The following is a 15,469-nucleotide window of genomic DNA, read 5'->3' on the forward strand; positions in this document are numbered from 1 at the left end:
TCGTGCGGGTGGGGGCGGTCACGCTGATGGACCTCCGGTCATTTGACGGCTCCACTGGTGATTCCGGACACGATCTTTCGCTGGCCGACGAGGAACACGGCGACCATCGGCAGGCTCATCACCACGACGTACGCGAAGACGAGGTGCCAGTTGTTGAGGTAGAGCTGGGCGCTGGCCACCTGGTAGAGGTTGAGCGGCAGGGTGGCCCGCTCTCCGCCGCCGAGGACGAAGAACGCGTAGAAGACGTCGCTCCACGCATAGAGCGTCACCATGATCGTCGCGGTCGCGATCACGGGTCGCAGCAGCGGCAGGACGATCCGTACGAAGATCCGCGCCGGGCGTGCCCCGTCGATCCGCGCCGCCTCCTCCAGTTCGAAGGGGATCGCGCGGATGAACCCCGTCATGAAGAAGATGGACGTCGACAGATACATGCCGGTGTACACGGCGATCATCCCGGGCCGCGTGTTCGCCAGCCCCAGTTGCCGCAGCTCCATCACGACGGTCACGACCGCCGGAGGCAGCAGCAGCCCGCTGATGCACAGCGCGTAAGCCGCCGACACGAGACGGGACTTACGGCGCGCGAACACCCACGCGGCCCCCGCGCCGAGCACCAGCACGAGGACGACCGAAGGGACCACGACCAGCAGGGAGTTGAGCAGCCCGCGCAGCATCTCCCCCTGGCTGACGGCGTCGTGGTAGTTGCTCGCGGGCTGCCAGTGCCGCGGCAGGTCCAGGTTCGGCTTGACGGCCTCCCCCTGCGGCTTCGCGGAGGTGACGGCGACCAGCCACAGCGGTACGCCGATGGCGAGCGCGGCGATGAGGACGACGAGGGCGGGGCGGACAACGCGCCAGGCGCTCACAGCAGTTGCTCCCTTCGCCTCAGCCCGACGACCAGCGGGATCGCCACCGCGACCACGATCAGGAAGAGGACCAGGCTCATCGCCGTGGCCTGCGCGTACAGGCCCTGGCCGAAGATCCGGAACATGTAGATGTTGAAGACCTCCGTGGAGGCGGCCGGGCCCCCGCCGGTCGTGGCCTGCACGATGTCGAAGGTGTTCATCGAACCGATCAGCGCGGTCGTCACGTTGAAGGTCACGGCCGGTGCGAGCATCGGCCAGCGCACCGACCGGAACGTCCGCCAGGGCCCGGCGCCGTCCATCCGCGCGGCTTCGAGCATGTCGTTCGGGATGCCCTTGAGCCCCGCGAGATAGATCAGCATCGCGAGGCCCATCCACTTCCAGCCGTGGATGACACTCACGATCACCAGCGTCCAGGTCGTCGACCCCAGCCACGGAACGTCCGTCCCCAGCACGGAGTTGAGGGCGCCGTCCTGGTCCAGGAGCGCCTGGAACACGTACCCCGTGGCGAGCGCCGAGATCAGCACCGGCAGGAAGAACACGGCCCGGAAGAACCGGTTGAACCGGGTGTCCGCCTCCAGCAGCAGCGCGAGGCCGAGACCGAAGCCGTTCTGGAACAGCGCGGCGAGGACGGCGTACAGCAGCGTCGTACGGATCGCCCGCAGCAGGGAGCCGTCCTCGGCGACCGTCGTGAAGTTGTCGAGGCCCGTGAACGAGATGTCCGAGTGGTACGACGACCAGTTCGTGAACGGGTAATAGAAGTTGAGCAGGTTGGGGGCGAGGAAGAAGCCCGCGAAGACGAGGATGGCGGGGAGCGCGAACCACCAGGGGTGGTGGACGGCGGCGCGGGGGAGCTTTCCCGGGGTACCGCGTTTCGTGGGGCTGGAGCTGGTGCGTATCGCGGTCTGAGTCATCGTCAGAACCCGGGCGCGCCCTGCGCCTTGGCGACCTGGGCGAACTGGTCCTGGATCGCCTGCGCGACCTGCTGCGGACTCTTCTTGCCGTAGATCATGTCGGCCAGGTAGAGGTGCGTGTCGGGGGCGACGATCGCCTTGGCCTGGAAGACGCCGATCGCCTTGGGCAGCGCGGCCACTTGGGCCGTGGACGTCTCCGGCAGCCCGGCCGGGGTCGGCACCGACGGCTGTACGGACGGGATCTTCATCGCCGCGATGTAGTCGGCGTAGTCGGGGCCGAGCCAGAACGCGAGGAACTGCCGGGCGGCGTTCTCCCGCTTCTCGTCACCGGTGCGGAAGGCGACCACGCCGTTCGTCTGGTCCGGTGAATACAGGCCCGTCGCCGAGGAGTTGGCGACCGGGAACCAGCCGATCCGCCGGTCGATCTCGGCGGTGGAGTACTTGGCCTGCAACTGGCTCTGGAACGACGTGACGTTGAGGACCATCCCCGCCTCGCCCTTCCACAGGGCGTCCGCCTGGCCCGTGAACGTGCCGGTGCGGTAGTTCTTCTGCGCGAGCCCCGCGTCGAGGAGCTTGTCCTTGTACTTCTTGACCGCGGCGACCACGACCGGGTCGGTCCACTTCTTCTCGCCCTTGTTGAGGCCGTCCCACCACGCCGGGGCCAGGTCGGTCAACTGGAGCTGCATCTGCCACTGGAGGGGCCACTTGTCGCCCCCGGCCTCGTAGAAGCCCGCCGCGTCCGTCCTGTCGGTCACCGTGCGGCCGAGGGCGAGGAGCTGGTCGTAGGACTTCGGGAAGTCCTTCTCGCTCAGGCCCGCCCGGCGGAAGACGTCCTTGTTGTAGTAGACGCCGAGCATCGCGGGGCTGGTGACGATCGCCGCGTACCGCTTGCCGTCGATCACGCCCAACTTCTGTTCCGTGCCGCCGAGTTTCGCCACCCACGGTTCGCCGTCCAGCGTGAGCAGGTTCTGCTTCGGCTGGACGAACGGCAGCGTGGAGATGGAGGGCTGCCAGAACATCAGGTCCGGGCGGTCGCCCGAGGCGAGCTTCGTCGGCACGTTCTGCTCGTACAGGTCCGGGACCGCCTGCGTCTCGACCCGCGCGCCGGTCGCCTTCTCGAAGGCGTCGATCACCTGCTTCGGCGCGGTGACCGTGTTCTGCGCGGTCCACATCGTCAGTTTCACGCCGTCCAGGCGCGCGGTCGGGTCGACGGCCGCGCGCTTCGTGCCCTTCGCGTCCGCGCCGGAGTCCCCCGCGGTCGGGTCGCTGCACGCGGTGGCGGCAAGGCCGAGGGCGCAGATCAGCGCCAGGGCCGGGAGAGCTCTTGTCTGCATCACGTGCCTTTCGAGAACGGGGTGGTTCCAGGAAGCAGGATCAGAACAGTGGTGCTCGTGAGGGGTGTTGCGGTGTGCGGGGATTTCAGGGGGCGGTGCGGCGTCGCTCGTGCGGGGAGTTCAGAGCCTGATGTGCGGTGCCGCCGTGCTCTCCCGCACCACCAGCTCCGGTACGGAGACGGGGTGCGGGGCGATCTGTGCCGACTTCTCCAGCACCCCGTGCAGCGAGGCGAACGCCGCTCTGCCGAGGCCGGTGAAGTCGAGGCGGACGGTCGTCAGGGACGGAGTGAGGTAGGCCGCGTGGGGCGCGTCGTCGAAACCGGCCACGCTGACCTCGCCGGGCACACCGCGCCCCGCCTCGTGCAGGGCGCGCAGGACACCGAGCGCCAGGTCGTCGTTGCCGCACAGGATCGCCGTGACGGCGGGGTCGCGGGCCAGCTTCCGGCCCGCCGCGTGTCCGCCGGCCGGTCCCCAACTCCCTTGCAGCGGGCGGGGAACGGCGGCACCGGCCTCGCGCAGTGCCTGACGCCAGCCCTCGGTGCGGGCGGCCGTACGCCGGGTGCTGGAGGGGATCGCCACGTACTGCACCGTGCCGTGGCCCAGCGCGAGGAGGTGGCGCGTCACCTCGTACGCCGCCTGGCGGTCGTCCGTCCACACCCAGGGGCGGTCGCCGTCCGGGGGGCTCGCCGGGGTCTCCACCACGCCCACGACCGGGAGTTCGGCGGGCACGGCCGTCAACGCCCGTACGCCCGCCGGGTCGTATGCGATCACGATGAGACCACCGCTCGCGTCCGCCGCGCGCCGCACCTCTGCGGTGACGGCAGCCTCGTCGGCCGACTCCAGGACGCCGATCCCGACCGCGTACGCCGCCGCGCGGGCCGCCTCCTCGATGCCCTGGAGGATCGCCGCGTACCCGTAGTGCGTCGTGTTCGCCGTCAGCACCGTCACGCTGCGGCTGCGCCCGCTGGCCAGCGCCAGCGCCGTCGCGTTGCGCCGGAAGCCCAGTTCGCCGATCGCCGCGAGCACCCTGTCGCGCGTCTCCTGGCGCACGCTGGGGTGGTCGTTGATCACCCGGGACACGGTCTGGTACGAGACGCCGGCGGCGCTCGCCACATCCCTGATGCTCGCCGGGCGCCTTGTGTGACCGGTCACATCCATGCCAGGATTGTGACCGGTCACACAAGGGTCGTCAAGAGACCGTAACGATGGATTCACACGACGGATTCACGCGGACGGGAGGTGCCGTGACCGGCACGGTGGACGGGCTTGTCTGGGGTCATGAGGGTCTTGAGGTGGAGTTCGGGGTCGCTTCCGACGGGACGCCGAGGGTGGTGCGGGTGGGGGTCGACGGGAAGCGGGTCGATCCCGAAGTCGCGCTGCCGCTGGTCGAGTTGACGGCGTTCGGGCAGGGGAGCGGGTGGTCGGGGCCGCGCTTCACCGGGACGGCTCTCGGTAACCGGCTGCGGTATCAAGGGCATTCGGCGCGGGCCGAAGGGATGACTGTCGAACTCCACGACGCCGGGACCGGATTGACCGCCTTCGTCGAGTTCGGGAGTGTCGCCGGGGTGTCGGTGCTGCGGTCCCGGGTCCGGCTCCGGAACGACGGTCGTGAGCCTCTTGTCGTCCAGTCCGTCAGCAGTCTGCTCCTCGGCGTACTGCCGCCTCCTCACTTGCTGGACGTGCACTGGGCTCGCAACGACTGGCTCGCGGAGTGCCGTTGGGACTGTGCGCCGGTGCGGGACGTCGTCGCCGATATCGGGGCCGCCGTGCACCAGCACGACAGCCGGGCCGCGTTCCGCCTCACCGGGCGCGGGAGTTGGCCCACCGACGGGCACCTCGCCATGGGCGCGCTGACCGAAGTGGGCGACGGGCGGGCCTGGTTGTGGCAGATCGAGTCGCCCGCCGGGTGGCGGTGGGATCTGGGGGAGCGGGACGGGAGGACGTACCTCGCCCTCAACGGGCCCACCGACGCCGAGCATCAGTGGCGGGTGCGGCTCGGGGCGGGGGAGTCGTTCACGACCGTGCCTGTCGCCCTGGCGGCCGGTGCCGGGTTCGACGACGCGATGGGGGCGCTGACCTCGTACCGGCGTGCTGTGCGGCGCCCGCACGCCGACCATGTGGCGCTGCCCGTCGTCTTCAACGACTACATGAACACGCTGATGGGGGACCCGACCACGGCGAAGCTGCTGCCGTTGATCGACGCGGCGGCCGAGGCGGGGGCGGAGTATTTCTGCATCGACTCCGGGTGGTACGACGACGACGCCGACGGGTGGTGGGACAGCGTCGGCGCGTGGGAGCCGTCCGCCCGGCGCTTTCCCGACGGGGGTATTCAGCGGGTGCTGGAGCGGATCCGGGAGCGCGGGATGGTGCCCGGACTCTGGCTGGAGCCCGAGGTCGTGGGCGTACGCAGCCCCGTCGCCCGGTCGCTTCCCGACGACGCCTTCTTCCAGCGGGACGGCATCCGGCTCACCGAACAGGGCCGCCACCAGCTCGACTTGAGGCACCCGGCCGCTCGCGCCCACCTCGACCGGACCGTCGACCGGATCGTCGGGGAGTGGGGGGTGGGGTACCTCAAGCTCGACTACAACATCGTCGTCGACCCCGGGACGGTCGGGCCCGGGGACCTCGCGCCAGGGGCGGGGCTGCTCGGGCACGGCCACGCGTATCTGTCGTGGCTGTCAGGGGTGTTGGACCGGTATCCGGGGTTGGTCGTCGAGAACTGTGCGTCCGGGGGGATGCGCATGGACGGCGCCACCCTCGCCGTCTCCCAACTCCAGTCCACCAGCGACCAACAGGACCCCTTGCGGTATCCGCCCATCGCGGCGTCCGCGCCGACGGCTGCGCCGCCTGAGCAGGGGGCCGTGTGGGCCTACCCCCAGCCGTCGTACTCCGACGAGTTGATCTCGTTCACGTTGGGTGGGGCGCTGTTGGGGCGGGTTCACCTGTCGGGGCATCTGGATCGGATGACTTCTCGTCAGATCGCCTTGGTGCACGGGGCGTTGGACACGTACAAGGCGATTCGGGGCGATCTGGCGCGGGGGTTGCCGTTCTGGCCGGTGGGGTTGCCGGGGTGGGGGGACGAGTGGGTGGTGCTGGGGATGCGGGTGCCGGGCGGGGCGACGTATCTGTCCGTGTGGCGCCGAGGTGGAGAGGACGAACTCCGGGTGCCTGTTGAGCATGTGGCGGGGCCGGAGGTGGGGGTCGAGGTGTTGCATCCGAGTGCTGCGGGGAGTGGGGGCGCGGTGTGGGACGGGGGCGGGGTGGTGGTGTCGGTGCCTCGGGTGCCGGGGGTGGTGTTGGTGCGGTTGAGCTGAGTCGGCGAGCCCTGCGGGGCGGTGACTGGTCCCGGGGTGTGCCCGCCCGGCCGCGCTAGGTCAGGCCCCCTTCGCTGCCTGCGGCCTTGCCCAGGAGGCGCTCACGGTGTCAGCGGTACAGGTACGCCTCCCGCAGGCGGGTGGGCGACGGGGGTTCCGTGGTACGTCACCCACGTGATGATCGCGACGTTCGCCAGCAGCCACAGGCCCGCGAATCCGAGGACCGAGAACTTGACCAGGCGGGTGCGGGAGCGGACCACGTTCTCGACCTCGTCGGCGGTCCTGCCCTCGGACGGCGGGTAGTCACGCCAGCGGCCTGTCGCGATCCAGACGACGGCCAGACCGATCGCGACGTAGACCGTCCCGCCCCCGAGTTCCCCGCCCAACTCGTACGGAGTCATGGTCTCCCCCTGTTTTCCGTGCTGACAGGGGGAGACCCTAACCCATGGCGTTACTCTCCCGACGGTGCTGTCTGTGGGACTCCCAGGCCCACCGGTGTCCCGAAGTTCGGTCCGTTGGGCGACTCCGTCGAGAACTGGCTCTACCCCCTCACCGACGACCTCATGACGAGGATGGCGGCCACGCTCGAAAGCAATTTTCGGAGCGCACTGCGGCACAGCAAGGCCGGCGGGGTCGACCGCATCGTCCGTACTCCGGAGTTCACCGGCAAACTCCGCCAGGACGTCATCTCCCAGAGTCGCTACCACGTCGAACGCTGAGCGGGTTCACACCACCACCCACAGCGCGGCCGTCAACCCGAACCCCGCGAACCCCATCACCGTCGTCAGCACCGTCCACGTACGCAGCCCGGACGCGACGTCCAGCCCCGCGAGGCGGGTGAACATCCAGTACCCGGCGTCGTTGATGTGGGAGAGGGTGAGGGCGCCGGCGCCCATCGACAGGGCCACCAGGGAGAGTTGGCCGGTGGAGAGGGCGGCGCGTTCGAGCAGGGGGGTCAGGATGCCGGCCGTCGTGATCAACGCGACTGTCGCCGAGCCCTGGGCCGCTCGCAGGGCGAGGGCCGTGAAGAAGGCGAGGAACAGGGCCGGGAGGCCGGTGCGTTCGAGGGTGTCGGCGATCGCGTCACCGATGCCGCTCGCCACCAGGACCTTGCCGAAGACGCCGCCCGCCCCGGCGACCAGGATGACCATCGCCACCGGGGGGAGCGCCGAGCCCATCACCTCCGCGATCCTGGACCGGTCCCAGCCGCGCTGCGCGCCCAACAGCCAGCCGCACAGGGCGACATCGACGAGCAGCGCGACCATCGGCGCGCCCAGAACGGTGAGGACGGCCCGTAGCGTCGACCCCTCGGCGAGGGTGTTCTCGCCGATCGTGCCGAGGAGGATCAGGAGGATGGGGGTGACGATGAGGGCCAGGACCATGCCGAAGGAGGGCGGTCGTACGTCGGTCTCCACGGGGGAGGGTTTGGTGAGTACGGCGGTGCCGTGACCGTCACCGGCGCCTGTAGAGGGTGAACCCCCGTCAGGGTCAGCCGAGTTGACCTCCTCCCCGTACACCTCCGCCCGCACCGCCGGGTCCATCGGGTACTCCCGCCGCGTCATCCGCCGCGACACGAAGTACCCCAGCACCACCACGGCCGCCGTCACCGGTATCCCCATCAGCAGCACCAGCCCCTGACTCGCCCCGATCGCCTCGATCCCGGCGACGGCACCCGGGTGCGGCGGCAGGAACGCGTGGACGGTCAGCATCGCCGCGCCCATCGGCAGCGCGTACACCAGCAACGGCTTACGGGACGCCCGCGCGACCCCGTACGCGATCGGCATCAGGATGATGAGCCCGACCTCGAAGAAGACGGGGATGCCGAGGACGAACCCGGCGACGGTGAGTGCGAACGGGGTGCGCCGGGAACCGAAGCGGTCGATGAGGGAGTGGGCGAACGCGTGGGCGCCGCCGGAGAGTTCGATGATGCGGCCGATCATCGCGCCGAGGGCGATGATGGTGGCGATGTGCCCGAGGGTGGCGCCCATCCCCTCCTCGATGGTCTTCACGAGGTCGGCGGCGGGCACCCCGGCCACGAGGGCGACGCCGACGCTGACGACGACCAGCGCGACGAACGGCTGGACCTTGCCCCACAGGATCAGCAGGAGCAGCAGCCCGACCCCGGCCGCCGCGATGCCGAGCAGCGCGCCGTGGCTCACTGTCCGGCCCCTTCCTGGGACGGGGACGTCGACGGGGACAGGACGGTGACGACCGTCGAGTCGTCACGCGCCCCCAACCCGGCCCGCTCGCCCAGGAGATACAGCTGTTCGGCGGCTGCCGCGAGCGGCACGGGTACGTGCGCGTCGCGCGCGACCCCGGTCACGATCCCCATGTCCTTGACGAAGATGTCGAGCCGCGACTTGACCTCGGGTTCGCCGGAACCGTCGTACAACTGGACCATGCGCGGCCCCCGGTCGGCGAACATAAAGGAACCGGCGGCCCCTTGGCCCAGGCTCTCGACGACGGTCGCGGGGTCGAGCCCGAGCCCGCGCGCGAGGGCGATGGCCTCGGCGGCAGCGGCGATGTGCACCCCGGCGAGCAGCTGGTTGACGGCCTTCATCGCCTGCCCGTCCCCGGGCCGCGCACCCACCAATGTGAGGGTGGACGCGAGCCGTTCGAGCACCGGCCGGGCCGTCTTGAGCGCGGTCTCCTCGGCGCCCACGACGATCAGCAGATCCCCGGCCCCGGCCCGCACGGGCCCACCGCTCACCGGCGCGTCGACCGTCAACACCCCACGCTCCGCGAGCCGTCGGGCCGTCGACCGAGCCGCCTCGGGCCCGACCGTGCTGGTGAGGACGACGACGGCTCCCGCCCGCAACGCCTCCACCGCCCCCGCCGTCCCGAACAGCGCGCCCTCCACCTGGAGTTGATCGCGTACGGCGACGAGGACCACGTCGGCGTCCTGTACCGCCTCGGCGGGTGACGCAGCGTCATGTGCGCCTTTGGCGGCGAGGGTTGCCCGGCGCGAGGCGTCGATGTCGTAGACGGAGACGGGGAGTTCGGCGGCGAGGCGGCGGGCCATGGGCAACCCCATGGCACCCAGGCCGAGGACAGCGGTACGGGGCAGGGCGGACATCATCGTCCTTTCTGAAGGCGGCTTCGGGGGCAGCCAGGATGGGGGGGAAGTCGAGTCCCCGATCGGTGAAGGTCCTTAAAAGAAGGGGGAGTTACCGCAGCAGCGCGACCGCGTCGGCCAACGCCTCGTCGTCCCCGACGTTCCCCGCGAACACGACGTACGGAATCCCGGCGGCGGCCCCCTCCACCGGCTCCCACAGCGAGACGATCCCCGGCAGCAGCGTCCCGCGTGCCCACGCGCGGCAGATCCCGAGCCCGTCGGTCGCCGTGTCGCTGGAGGTGATCCCGCCCTTGGCGACCACGAACCCCGGCCGGCGAAGGGAGGTGACCCGGCGGACGGTCTCGACCAGCGCGGCCGAGACCCGGCGCGAGATCGCGAGGCTGGCGTCCGCGTCCGCACCGGTGACCAGCGTGCGGGACGTACGGATCACGACGTCCGACGAGCCCATCCCCGCAGCGGCGGCCGACGCGACCTCGGCGACGTGCGCGTCCCGCCGGTCGTCGTCGAGCAGCGCGGCCACGTCGAGTTCGTACTCGGCGATCCCGCCCCGCTCCCGGAGCCGGTCCACCTGCCGCGTCGTCAGGGAGACATGGGAGCCGACGACGATCAACCCGTGCCGCCCCGCCTCCCGCATCCCGCTCAACTCGCCCCGGGTCAGCGGCGGTCGGCCCTCCTGACCGGCGCGGGCCCGCACGAACGACGGCCCGACCCGGTACAGCAGCCGCGTGTCCTTCGCCTCGGTCGCCGCGACGGCGAGGACGCGCAGATCGTCGTCGCACACGGCGTCCACGACGGCCGTACAGCCACCCCGCAACGAGCCCAACAGGCGCGCGGTGTGGGCTGGTCCGCCACCGCGCAGGTCGTCGAGGGTGATCCGGAGCACCTCGTCGGCACGCACCCGGCCGCCCGTCTTCTCCTCGACCCAGTCGGGCAGGAAGGAGCTGCGGTAGCCGAACGTCGCGTCGCGCGCGAACTCGCTCTCGCCTACGGGGAGCAGACCGTCCGGCGTACGCATCCAGTGCCGGGAGTCGACGGTCAGCCGCCCCGCCTCGATGTAGGCGGGCACCAGGACGACCCCGTCGACGTCCGCCGACTCCTCGGCGAGCACGTCGGTTTCGAGCGGGAAGTGTCCCCGCAGCGTCGAGTCGCCCCGGCTCGCGAGGACGTACGCGACCCCCTCGGCCGCCGACGCCTCCCGCAGGGCGCGCACCACCTCGCGGTTGCGCTCGGCCGCCGAACCGGCGGACAGGCTACGGGTGTTGGTGAGGACGAAGAACGCGGACGTGTCCTGGCGCAGCGCCCAGCGCAGGTCGTCCACCGTCCAGGAGGTGAGGACGGGGACGCCGGCGACGGTCTGGGTCCCGGTCGGGTCGTCGTCGAGGACGACCAGGCGGGGCGCGCCGGACAGCCGGGCGGCGACTTCGGCGGCGGCGACCTCGCGGACCGGGGGGAGACCGGCGAGGACGGCGGCTTCGGGGACGTACGAGGGCATGGGGGTGTCCTCTTCTCTGAAAGATACGACTGAATGGGCTGAACGGGCTGAGGGGGACAGGGGTGTTGGACCGGCTCAGTCCCGCTTGATCACATGCGTCCGCAGGTCGTCCGCGGTCTGCTTCATGTGCCCGTCCATAGCCGCCCGCGCCGCCTCCGCGCTCCCCGACTCCAGCGCGGCCAGCACCCGTTCGTGATGCGCGATGGCGTGTGTCCGGATCTCCGGCACGGCCGACGTCTCCCGCCGCCCCTCCACCAGCAGCGCCCCGAACGGCTCGAACAGCAGCGGCACGAAGAGGTTCCCCGAGGCCCGCATCACGATGTCGTGGAAGTCGATGTCGGCCTGCACGAACAGCTCGGTGTCCGCGCTCTCGGCGGCCTCCCGCATCAGCTCCAACCGCCGCCGCAGTTCCGCGAGATCCTCCTCCGTACGCCGCGTCGCGGCCAGCTCGCACGCGCCGTTCTCGATCAGCCGCCGCGCCTCGATCAGCCGCTCCGACAGCGCCCCGCTCGCCGACCGGGAGGCGGCCCGCACGACGGGTTCGAGCGCCGTCCACCGGTCCGGCGGGTTGACGTACGTGCCGCGCCCGCGCACCACCCGTACGACGTTCTGCGCGCGCAGCGCCTTCACGGCCTCGCGCACGGTCAGCCGGCTCACCCCGCCGATCCCGGACAGCTCGCCCTCGGGCGGGAGGGCGCTGTCCGGCGGGTACTGCCCGTCGATGATCGCGGTCAGCAACTGCTCCGCGAGGTCGTCTGCGAGGGACATGGACGTGTCTTTCGCTCGGCTCCTACATCAGATGTCAGACGTCTGATGTCTCGGTGCCGGAAACGATGGCAGCAGGGATGTGGGCCGTCAAGACAACGGCCCACATCGATCCGTCAGTTGACGATCGCGTGCTGCCCGGGGATCGCCGCGAGCAACTCGCGGGTGTACGCGTGACCGGGCCGCGCGAACAGGTCGTCCGCCGTGCCCGTCTCGACGACCCGGCCTGACCTCATGACGGCGACCTCGTGCGCGAGCTGCCGGACCACGGCCAGGTCGTGCGAGATGAACAGGTACGCCATCCCCGTGTCGGCCTGCAACTGAGCGAGCAGCTCCAGGACTTGGGCCTGCACGGAGACGTCCAGCGCGGACACCGGCTCGTCGCACACCACGAGGTCCGGCGAGAGCGCCAACGCCCGCGCGATCGCGACGCGTTGCCGCTGTCCGCCCGACAACTCCGCCGGGCGGCGCTCCAGGTACGACGCCGGGAGCGCGACCCGGTCCAGCAACTCCCGTGCCCTCGCGAGCCGTTCGGCGCGGTCGCCGACCTTGAACGCGCGCAGCGGCTCGGTGATCGTCTCGCCGATCGAGAAGCGCGGGTCCAGCGAGGCGTACGGGTTCTGGTACACGAGCTGGGCCCGGCGCCGGAGTTGGCGTGTCCCCGCGCCGCGTACGGTCGTCACGTCGGCGCCGTCGAACAGGATCTGCCCGGCCGACGCGTCCGTCAGGCGCAGGGCCAGCCGCGCGGTCGTCGACTTGCCCGAGCCGGACTCACCGACCAGGGCGAGGGTGCGGCCCCGGTGCAGGGTGAGGCTGACGTCGTCCACGGCACGCAGGGTGGTGCCGCCGGAGAGCTTGAACTCCTTGACCGCGCCCCGGAGTTCGAGGAGCGGGGTCGGTGAGGTGAGGGGTGCGGCGGGGCGGGGGCGGGCCTCGGCGAGGCTCGGGGCGCTGGCCAGCAAGCCGCGTGTGTAGGGGTGCTGGGGGTTCGTCAGGATCTCCTGCGTCGGGCCCGCTTCGACGACCTTGCCCTCGGACATGACGACCAACTGGCGTGCCCGGTCCGCCGCCACGCCCAGGTCGTGGGTGACGAGGAGGATCGCCGTACCCGTCTCCTCGGTGAGGTGCTGGAGGTGGTCGAGGATGACGCGCTGCACGGTGACGTCCAGCGCGCTCGTCGGCTCGTCCGCGATGATCAGTTCCGGGCGGGCGGCGATCGCCACGGCGATCAGGGCGCGTTGGCGCATGCCGCCGGAGAGTTCGTGCGGGTACTGCCGGGCGCGCACCGCCGGTTCGGGCAGGCCCGCTTGTGCGAGGACGCCGATCGCCTCGCGGGGTGCTGTACGCCGGGTCGCCAGGCCGTGGATGCGCAGGACCTCGGCGACCTGCTCGCCGATCCGCTTGACCGGGTTCAGCGAGACGGTCGGGTCCTGCGGGACCAGGCCGATCCTGGCACCCCGGATCGTGCGCAACTCCGGTTCGGACAGGGCGGTGAGGTCGTGCCGGCCGAACCGGACCGTCCCCGCGTCGATCCGGCCGTTCGCCGCGAGGAGCCGGGTGACCGCGTGCGCGGTCGTGCTCTTGCCGGACCCCGACTCGCCCACGACGGCGGTGATCTCACCGGCGCGGACGTCGAGGTCGACGCCGCGTACGGCGGGGACGCGGGCGCCGGTGCGGGTGCCGTAGGAGACGGTCAGGCCGCGTATCTCAAGAAGGGGCTCAGTGGTCATACCGGTTGCCGATCTCTGCGAAGTGCCGGGCCGGTCCCGGGAAGCGCCGCGCGCTCACAGGAAGCGGGCCGGTCTCCGGGAAGCGCCGCCCCCTCTCAAGAGGCGTGCCGGTCCTCGGAAAATGCCGCCCGCTCTCGGGAAACGCCCCCTTCACGCCCGCCCCCACTCATCGTCCAACGCCCGCGCGATCCGGTTCGTCGACAGCACCGCCGCCGCGATCACCACCCCCGGCAACACCGTCAACCACCACGCGTTCGCCAGGTAGTTGCGCCCGTCCGAGATCAACGTCCCCCACTCCGGCGCCGGCGGCGGAGCCCCGTACCCGAGGAAGCTCAGCGCCGACACCGCGAGGATCGCGCTGCCCAGCTCGATGGTCGCGAGGACGATCACCGGCCCGGCGGAGCCCGGCACGACATGGCGGCCCAGGACCGAGTACCAGCGGGCCCCGGACGCGTGCGCGGCCTCGACGTACACCGCCTGCCGCACCCGCAGCACCTCGGCCCGGGTCACCCGCGCGAACGGCGCCACACTCGCGATGCCGACCGCGATCGCGACCTTCACCGTGCCGTACCCCAGCGCGGTGACCAGCGCGAGGGACAGGAACAGCGCGGGGATCGACAGCAGGACGTCGACGACCCGCATGAGGATGTCGTCCACCCACCGCCCGACGAACCCGGCGATCAGCCCCAGCGCCCCGCCGACGACGAACGCGACGCCCACGGCGACCAGCGTGCCCTTGAGGGACAACTGGGCGCCGTGCACGACCCGGGTGAACACGTCACGCCCCAACTCGTCCGTGCCGAACCAGTGCTGGGCGCTCGGAGCGCGGAAGTTCTCCGAAGGAACCCCCGTCAAGGGGTCCTTGGACGTGAACAGGTCCGGCCAGAACGCGGCCAGCACCACCAGCACGACGACCACGCCCGAGACGACGAGACCGGGCCGGCGCACCAAGAACCGCACCACGCGCCGGGGTTCGGGCGCGGGCTCGGCCCGCGTCTCGTCGGCCCTCTCCAGGACGGCCTGACTCATACGGCCACCGCCTTCCGGCTCGGCGCGACCACGATCCGGGGATCGAGCAGCGGATAGACGAGGTCGACGAGGAGGTTCGCCAGCACGAACACGAGCGCCCCGAACACGACGACCCCTTGGACCAGCGGAATGTCCTGCGCGGTGACGGCGGCTGCGGTCACCCGCCCGAGCCCGTCGCGCGAGAACACCGTCTCGACGACGACGGACCCGGCGACGAGCTGCCCGACGAGCAGCCCCACGACGGTCAGCGCGGGCAGCGACGCGTTGCGCAGCGCGTGCCGCAGATGGATCCGCCACCGCCCGGCGCCCTTCGCGCGAGCCGTCTCCACGTACGCCTGGTCCAGCGCCGTGAGCAGGCTCTTGGCCAACACCTGCGCGACCAGCGCGCCGGTCGGGACGGCGAGGGTGACGGCGGGCAGGATCAGCCCGTCCAGCCCGTCGTTGCCGAACGCCGGGAACCAGCGCAGCCGGAACGAGAACAGCTCGACGAGGACCAGTCCGACCCAGAACGTCGGCACCGACACCCCGAGCGGCGGCAGCGACAGCAGGGTCTGCCGCAGCCAGCGCGCCCGCGTGTACGTCGCGAGGACCGCGAGAGCGCCCCCGCCGGCCACCGCCAGCAGCAGGGCCAGCGAGGTGAGTTGCAGGGTCTGTGGCAGCGCGTCGGCGATCGTCGAACTCACCGGGCGGCCGGTGGAGATCGCGTCGCCGAAGTCGCCGCGCACCGCCCGCCCCGACGCGTCCAAGTACTGCGCGAGAAGCGGCTTGTCGAACCCGTACTCGTGGCGCAGCGCGGCGAGTTGGGCCGGGTCGATCTGCGCCGAGTCCGCGCCGGCCCCGGCCATCGCCGAGACCGGGTCGCCCGGCAGGTAGTAGAGGATCACGAACGACACCGTGAACGCCGCCCACAGCACGCCCACCGCCTGGGCGAGCCGTTTCAGCACGTATCCGCGCATCG

The 15,469-nt window shown here is 71.3% G+C and carries 14 protein-coding genes; 2 read left to right on the plus strand and 12 right to left on the minus strand.

The features are described 5' to 3' along the window. Positions 1 to 38: 38 nt before the first annotated feature. From ACQCO7_RS38370 to ACQCO7_RS38385, 4 genes are all read right to left on the minus strand, one after another. Complete coding sequence (locus ACQCO7_RS38370) at positions 39 to 860, minus strand: carbohydrate ABC transporter permease (protein WP_464076134.1); 822 nt, start codon at positions 858 to 860, stop codon at positions 39 to 41. After that, entirely contained in the window at positions 857 to 1,771 is a 915-nt protein-coding gene (locus ACQCO7_RS38375) for a carbohydrate ABC transporter permease (RefSeq protein ID WP_464076135.1), read from the minus strand. The genes ACQCO7_RS38370 and ACQCO7_RS38375 overlap by 4 nt, the downstream gene beginning before the upstream one ends. A 2-nt stretch (positions 1,772 to 1,773) precedes the next feature. Continuing rightward, positions 1,774 to 3,105 carry an ABC transporter substrate-binding protein gene (locus ACQCO7_RS38380; RefSeq protein ID WP_464076136.1) on the minus strand — a complete coding sequence of 444 codons (1,332 nt, stop codon included), beginning with the start codon at positions 3,103 to 3,105 and terminating at the stop codon, positions 1,774 to 1,776. Positions 3,106 to 3,225: 120 nt separating this feature from the next. Continuing rightward, complete coding sequence (locus ACQCO7_RS38385; RefSeq protein WP_464076137.1) at positions 3,226 to 4,263, minus strand: LacI family DNA-binding transcriptional regulator; 1,038 nt, start codon at positions 4,261 to 4,263, stop codon at positions 3,226 to 3,228. Positions 4,264 to 4,310: 47 nt separating this feature from the next. Here ACQCO7_RS38385 and ACQCO7_RS38390 point away from each other — a divergent pair, with 47 nt between their 5' ends. Then, the gene (locus ACQCO7_RS38390) at positions 4,311 to 6,419 is read left to right on the plus strand and encodes a glycoside hydrolase family 36 protein (RefSeq protein WP_464076138.1); all 2,109 of its coding nucleotides are present in this window, start codon (positions 4,311 to 4,313) and stop codon (positions 6,417 to 6,419) included. A 101-nt stretch (positions 6,420 to 6,520) separates the two neighbouring features. Here ACQCO7_RS38390 and ACQCO7_RS38395 read toward each other — a convergent pair whose 3' ends face one another. Beyond that, the gene (locus ACQCO7_RS38395; RefSeq protein ID WP_464076139.1) at positions 6,521 to 6,820 is read right to left on the minus strand and encodes a hypothetical protein; all 300 of its coding nucleotides are present in this window, start codon (positions 6,818 to 6,820) and stop codon (positions 6,521 to 6,523) included. 114 nt (positions 6,821 to 6,934) lie between these two features. Between ACQCO7_RS38395 and ACQCO7_RS38400 the strand changes: the two genes are divergently transcribed. Beyond that, complete coding sequence (locus ACQCO7_RS38400) at positions 6,935 to 7,138, plus strand: hypothetical protein (RefSeq protein WP_464076140.1); 204 nt, start codon at positions 6,935 to 6,937, stop codon at positions 7,136 to 7,138. Positions 7,139 to 7,144: 6 nt separating this feature from the next. Here the strand turns inward: ACQCO7_RS38400 and ACQCO7_RS38405 are convergent, their stop codons facing one another. The 7 genes from ACQCO7_RS38405 to ACQCO7_RS38435 all read right to left on the minus strand — a co-directional run bounded on the left by ACQCO7_RS38405 (position 7,145) and on the right by ACQCO7_RS38435 (position 15,467). After that, the gene (locus ACQCO7_RS38405) at positions 7,145 to 8,578 is read right to left on the minus strand and encodes a GntT/GntP/DsdX family permease (RefSeq protein ID WP_464076141.1); all 1,434 of its coding nucleotides are present in this window, start codon (positions 8,576 to 8,578) and stop codon (positions 7,145 to 7,147) included. Further along, the gene (locus ACQCO7_RS38410) at positions 8,575 to 9,495 is read right to left on the minus strand and encodes an NAD(P)-dependent oxidoreductase (RefSeq protein WP_464076142.1); all 921 of its coding nucleotides are present in this window, start codon (positions 9,493 to 9,495) and stop codon (positions 8,575 to 8,577) included. The genes ACQCO7_RS38405 and ACQCO7_RS38410 overlap by 4 nt, the downstream gene beginning before the upstream one ends. 91 nt (positions 9,496 to 9,586) lie before the next feature. Then, entirely contained in the window at positions 9,587 to 10,987 is a 1,401-nt protein-coding gene (locus ACQCO7_RS38415) for a four-carbon acid sugar kinase family protein (RefSeq protein ID WP_464076143.1), read from the minus strand. A 75-nt stretch (positions 10,988 to 11,062) separates the two neighbouring features. Next, positions 11,063 to 11,755, minus strand: a complete 693-nt coding sequence (locus tag ACQCO7_RS38420; protein ID WP_464076144.1) for a FadR/GntR family transcriptional regulator — start codon at positions 11,753 to 11,755, stop codon at positions 11,063 to 11,065. A gap of 113 nt (positions 11,756 to 11,868) precedes the next feature. Then, positions 11,869 to 13,482 carry a dipeptide ABC transporter ATP-binding protein gene (locus ACQCO7_RS38425; protein WP_464076145.1) on the minus strand — a complete coding sequence of 538 codons (1,614 nt, stop codon included), beginning with the start codon at positions 13,480 to 13,482 and terminating at the stop codon, positions 11,869 to 11,871. Between the two features lie 150 nt (positions 13,483 to 13,632). Continuing rightward, positions 13,633 to 14,511: an ABC transporter permease gene (locus ACQCO7_RS38430; RefSeq protein WP_464076146.1), complete on the minus strand. Its 879-nt coding sequence runs from the start codon at positions 14,509 to 14,511 to the stop codon at positions 13,633 to 13,635. After that, positions 14,508 to 15,467, minus strand: a complete 960-nt coding sequence (locus ACQCO7_RS38435; RefSeq protein ID WP_464076147.1) for an ABC transporter permease — start codon at positions 15,465 to 15,467, stop codon at positions 14,508 to 14,510. The genes ACQCO7_RS38430 and ACQCO7_RS38435 overlap by 4 nt, the downstream gene beginning before the upstream one ends. Positions 15,468 to 15,469 lie beyond the last annotated feature (2 nt).

The sequence above is a fragment of the Streptomyces saintjeani genome (assembly GCF_055409605.1).

Bases quoted from the DNA above. Each gene is read 5' to 3' on its own strand.
- ACQCO7_RS38375 (WP_464076135.1), bottom strand. From the start codon at position 1,771: ATGACTCAGACCGCGATACGCACCAGCTCCAGCCCCACGAAACGCGGT.
- ACQCO7_RS38380 (WP_464076136.1), bottom strand. From the start codon at position 3,105: ATGCAGACAAGAGCTCTCCCGGCCCTGGCGCTGATCTGCGCCCTCGGC.
- ACQCO7_RS38385 (WP_464076137.1), bottom strand. From the start codon at position 4,263: ATGGATGTGACCGGTCACACAAGGCGCCCGGCGAGCATCAGGGATGTG.
- ACQCO7_RS38390 (WP_464076138.1), top strand. From the start codon at position 4,311: ATGGATTCACACGACGGATTCACGCGGACGGGAGGTGCCGTGACCGGC.
- ACQCO7_RS38395 (WP_464076139.1), bottom strand. From the start codon at position 6,820: ATGACTCCGTACGAGTTGGGCGGGGAACTCGGGGGCGGGACGGTCTAC.
- ACQCO7_RS38410 (WP_464076142.1), bottom strand. From the start codon at position 9,495: ATGTCCGCCCTGCCCCGTACCGCTGTCCTCGGCCTGGGTGCCATGGGG.
- ACQCO7_RS38415 (WP_464076143.1), bottom strand. From the start codon at position 10,987: ATGCCCTCGTACGTCCCCGAAGCCGCCGTCCTCGCCGGTCTCCCCCCG.
- ACQCO7_RS38420 (WP_464076144.1), bottom strand. From the start codon at position 11,755: ATGTCCCTCGCAGACGACCTCGCGGAGCAGTTGCTGACCGCGATCATC.
- ACQCO7_RS38425 (WP_464076145.1), bottom strand. From the start codon at position 13,482: ATGACCACTGAGCCCCTTCTTGAGATACGCGGCCTGACCGTCTCCTAC.
- ACQCO7_RS38430 (WP_464076146.1), bottom strand. From the start codon at position 14,511: ATGAGTCAGGCCGTCCTGGAGAGGGCCGACGAGACGCGGGCCGAGCCC.
- ACQCO7_RS38435 (WP_464076147.1), bottom strand. From the start codon at position 15,467: ATGCGCGGATACGTGCTGAAACGGCTCGCCCAGGCGGTGGGCGTGCTG.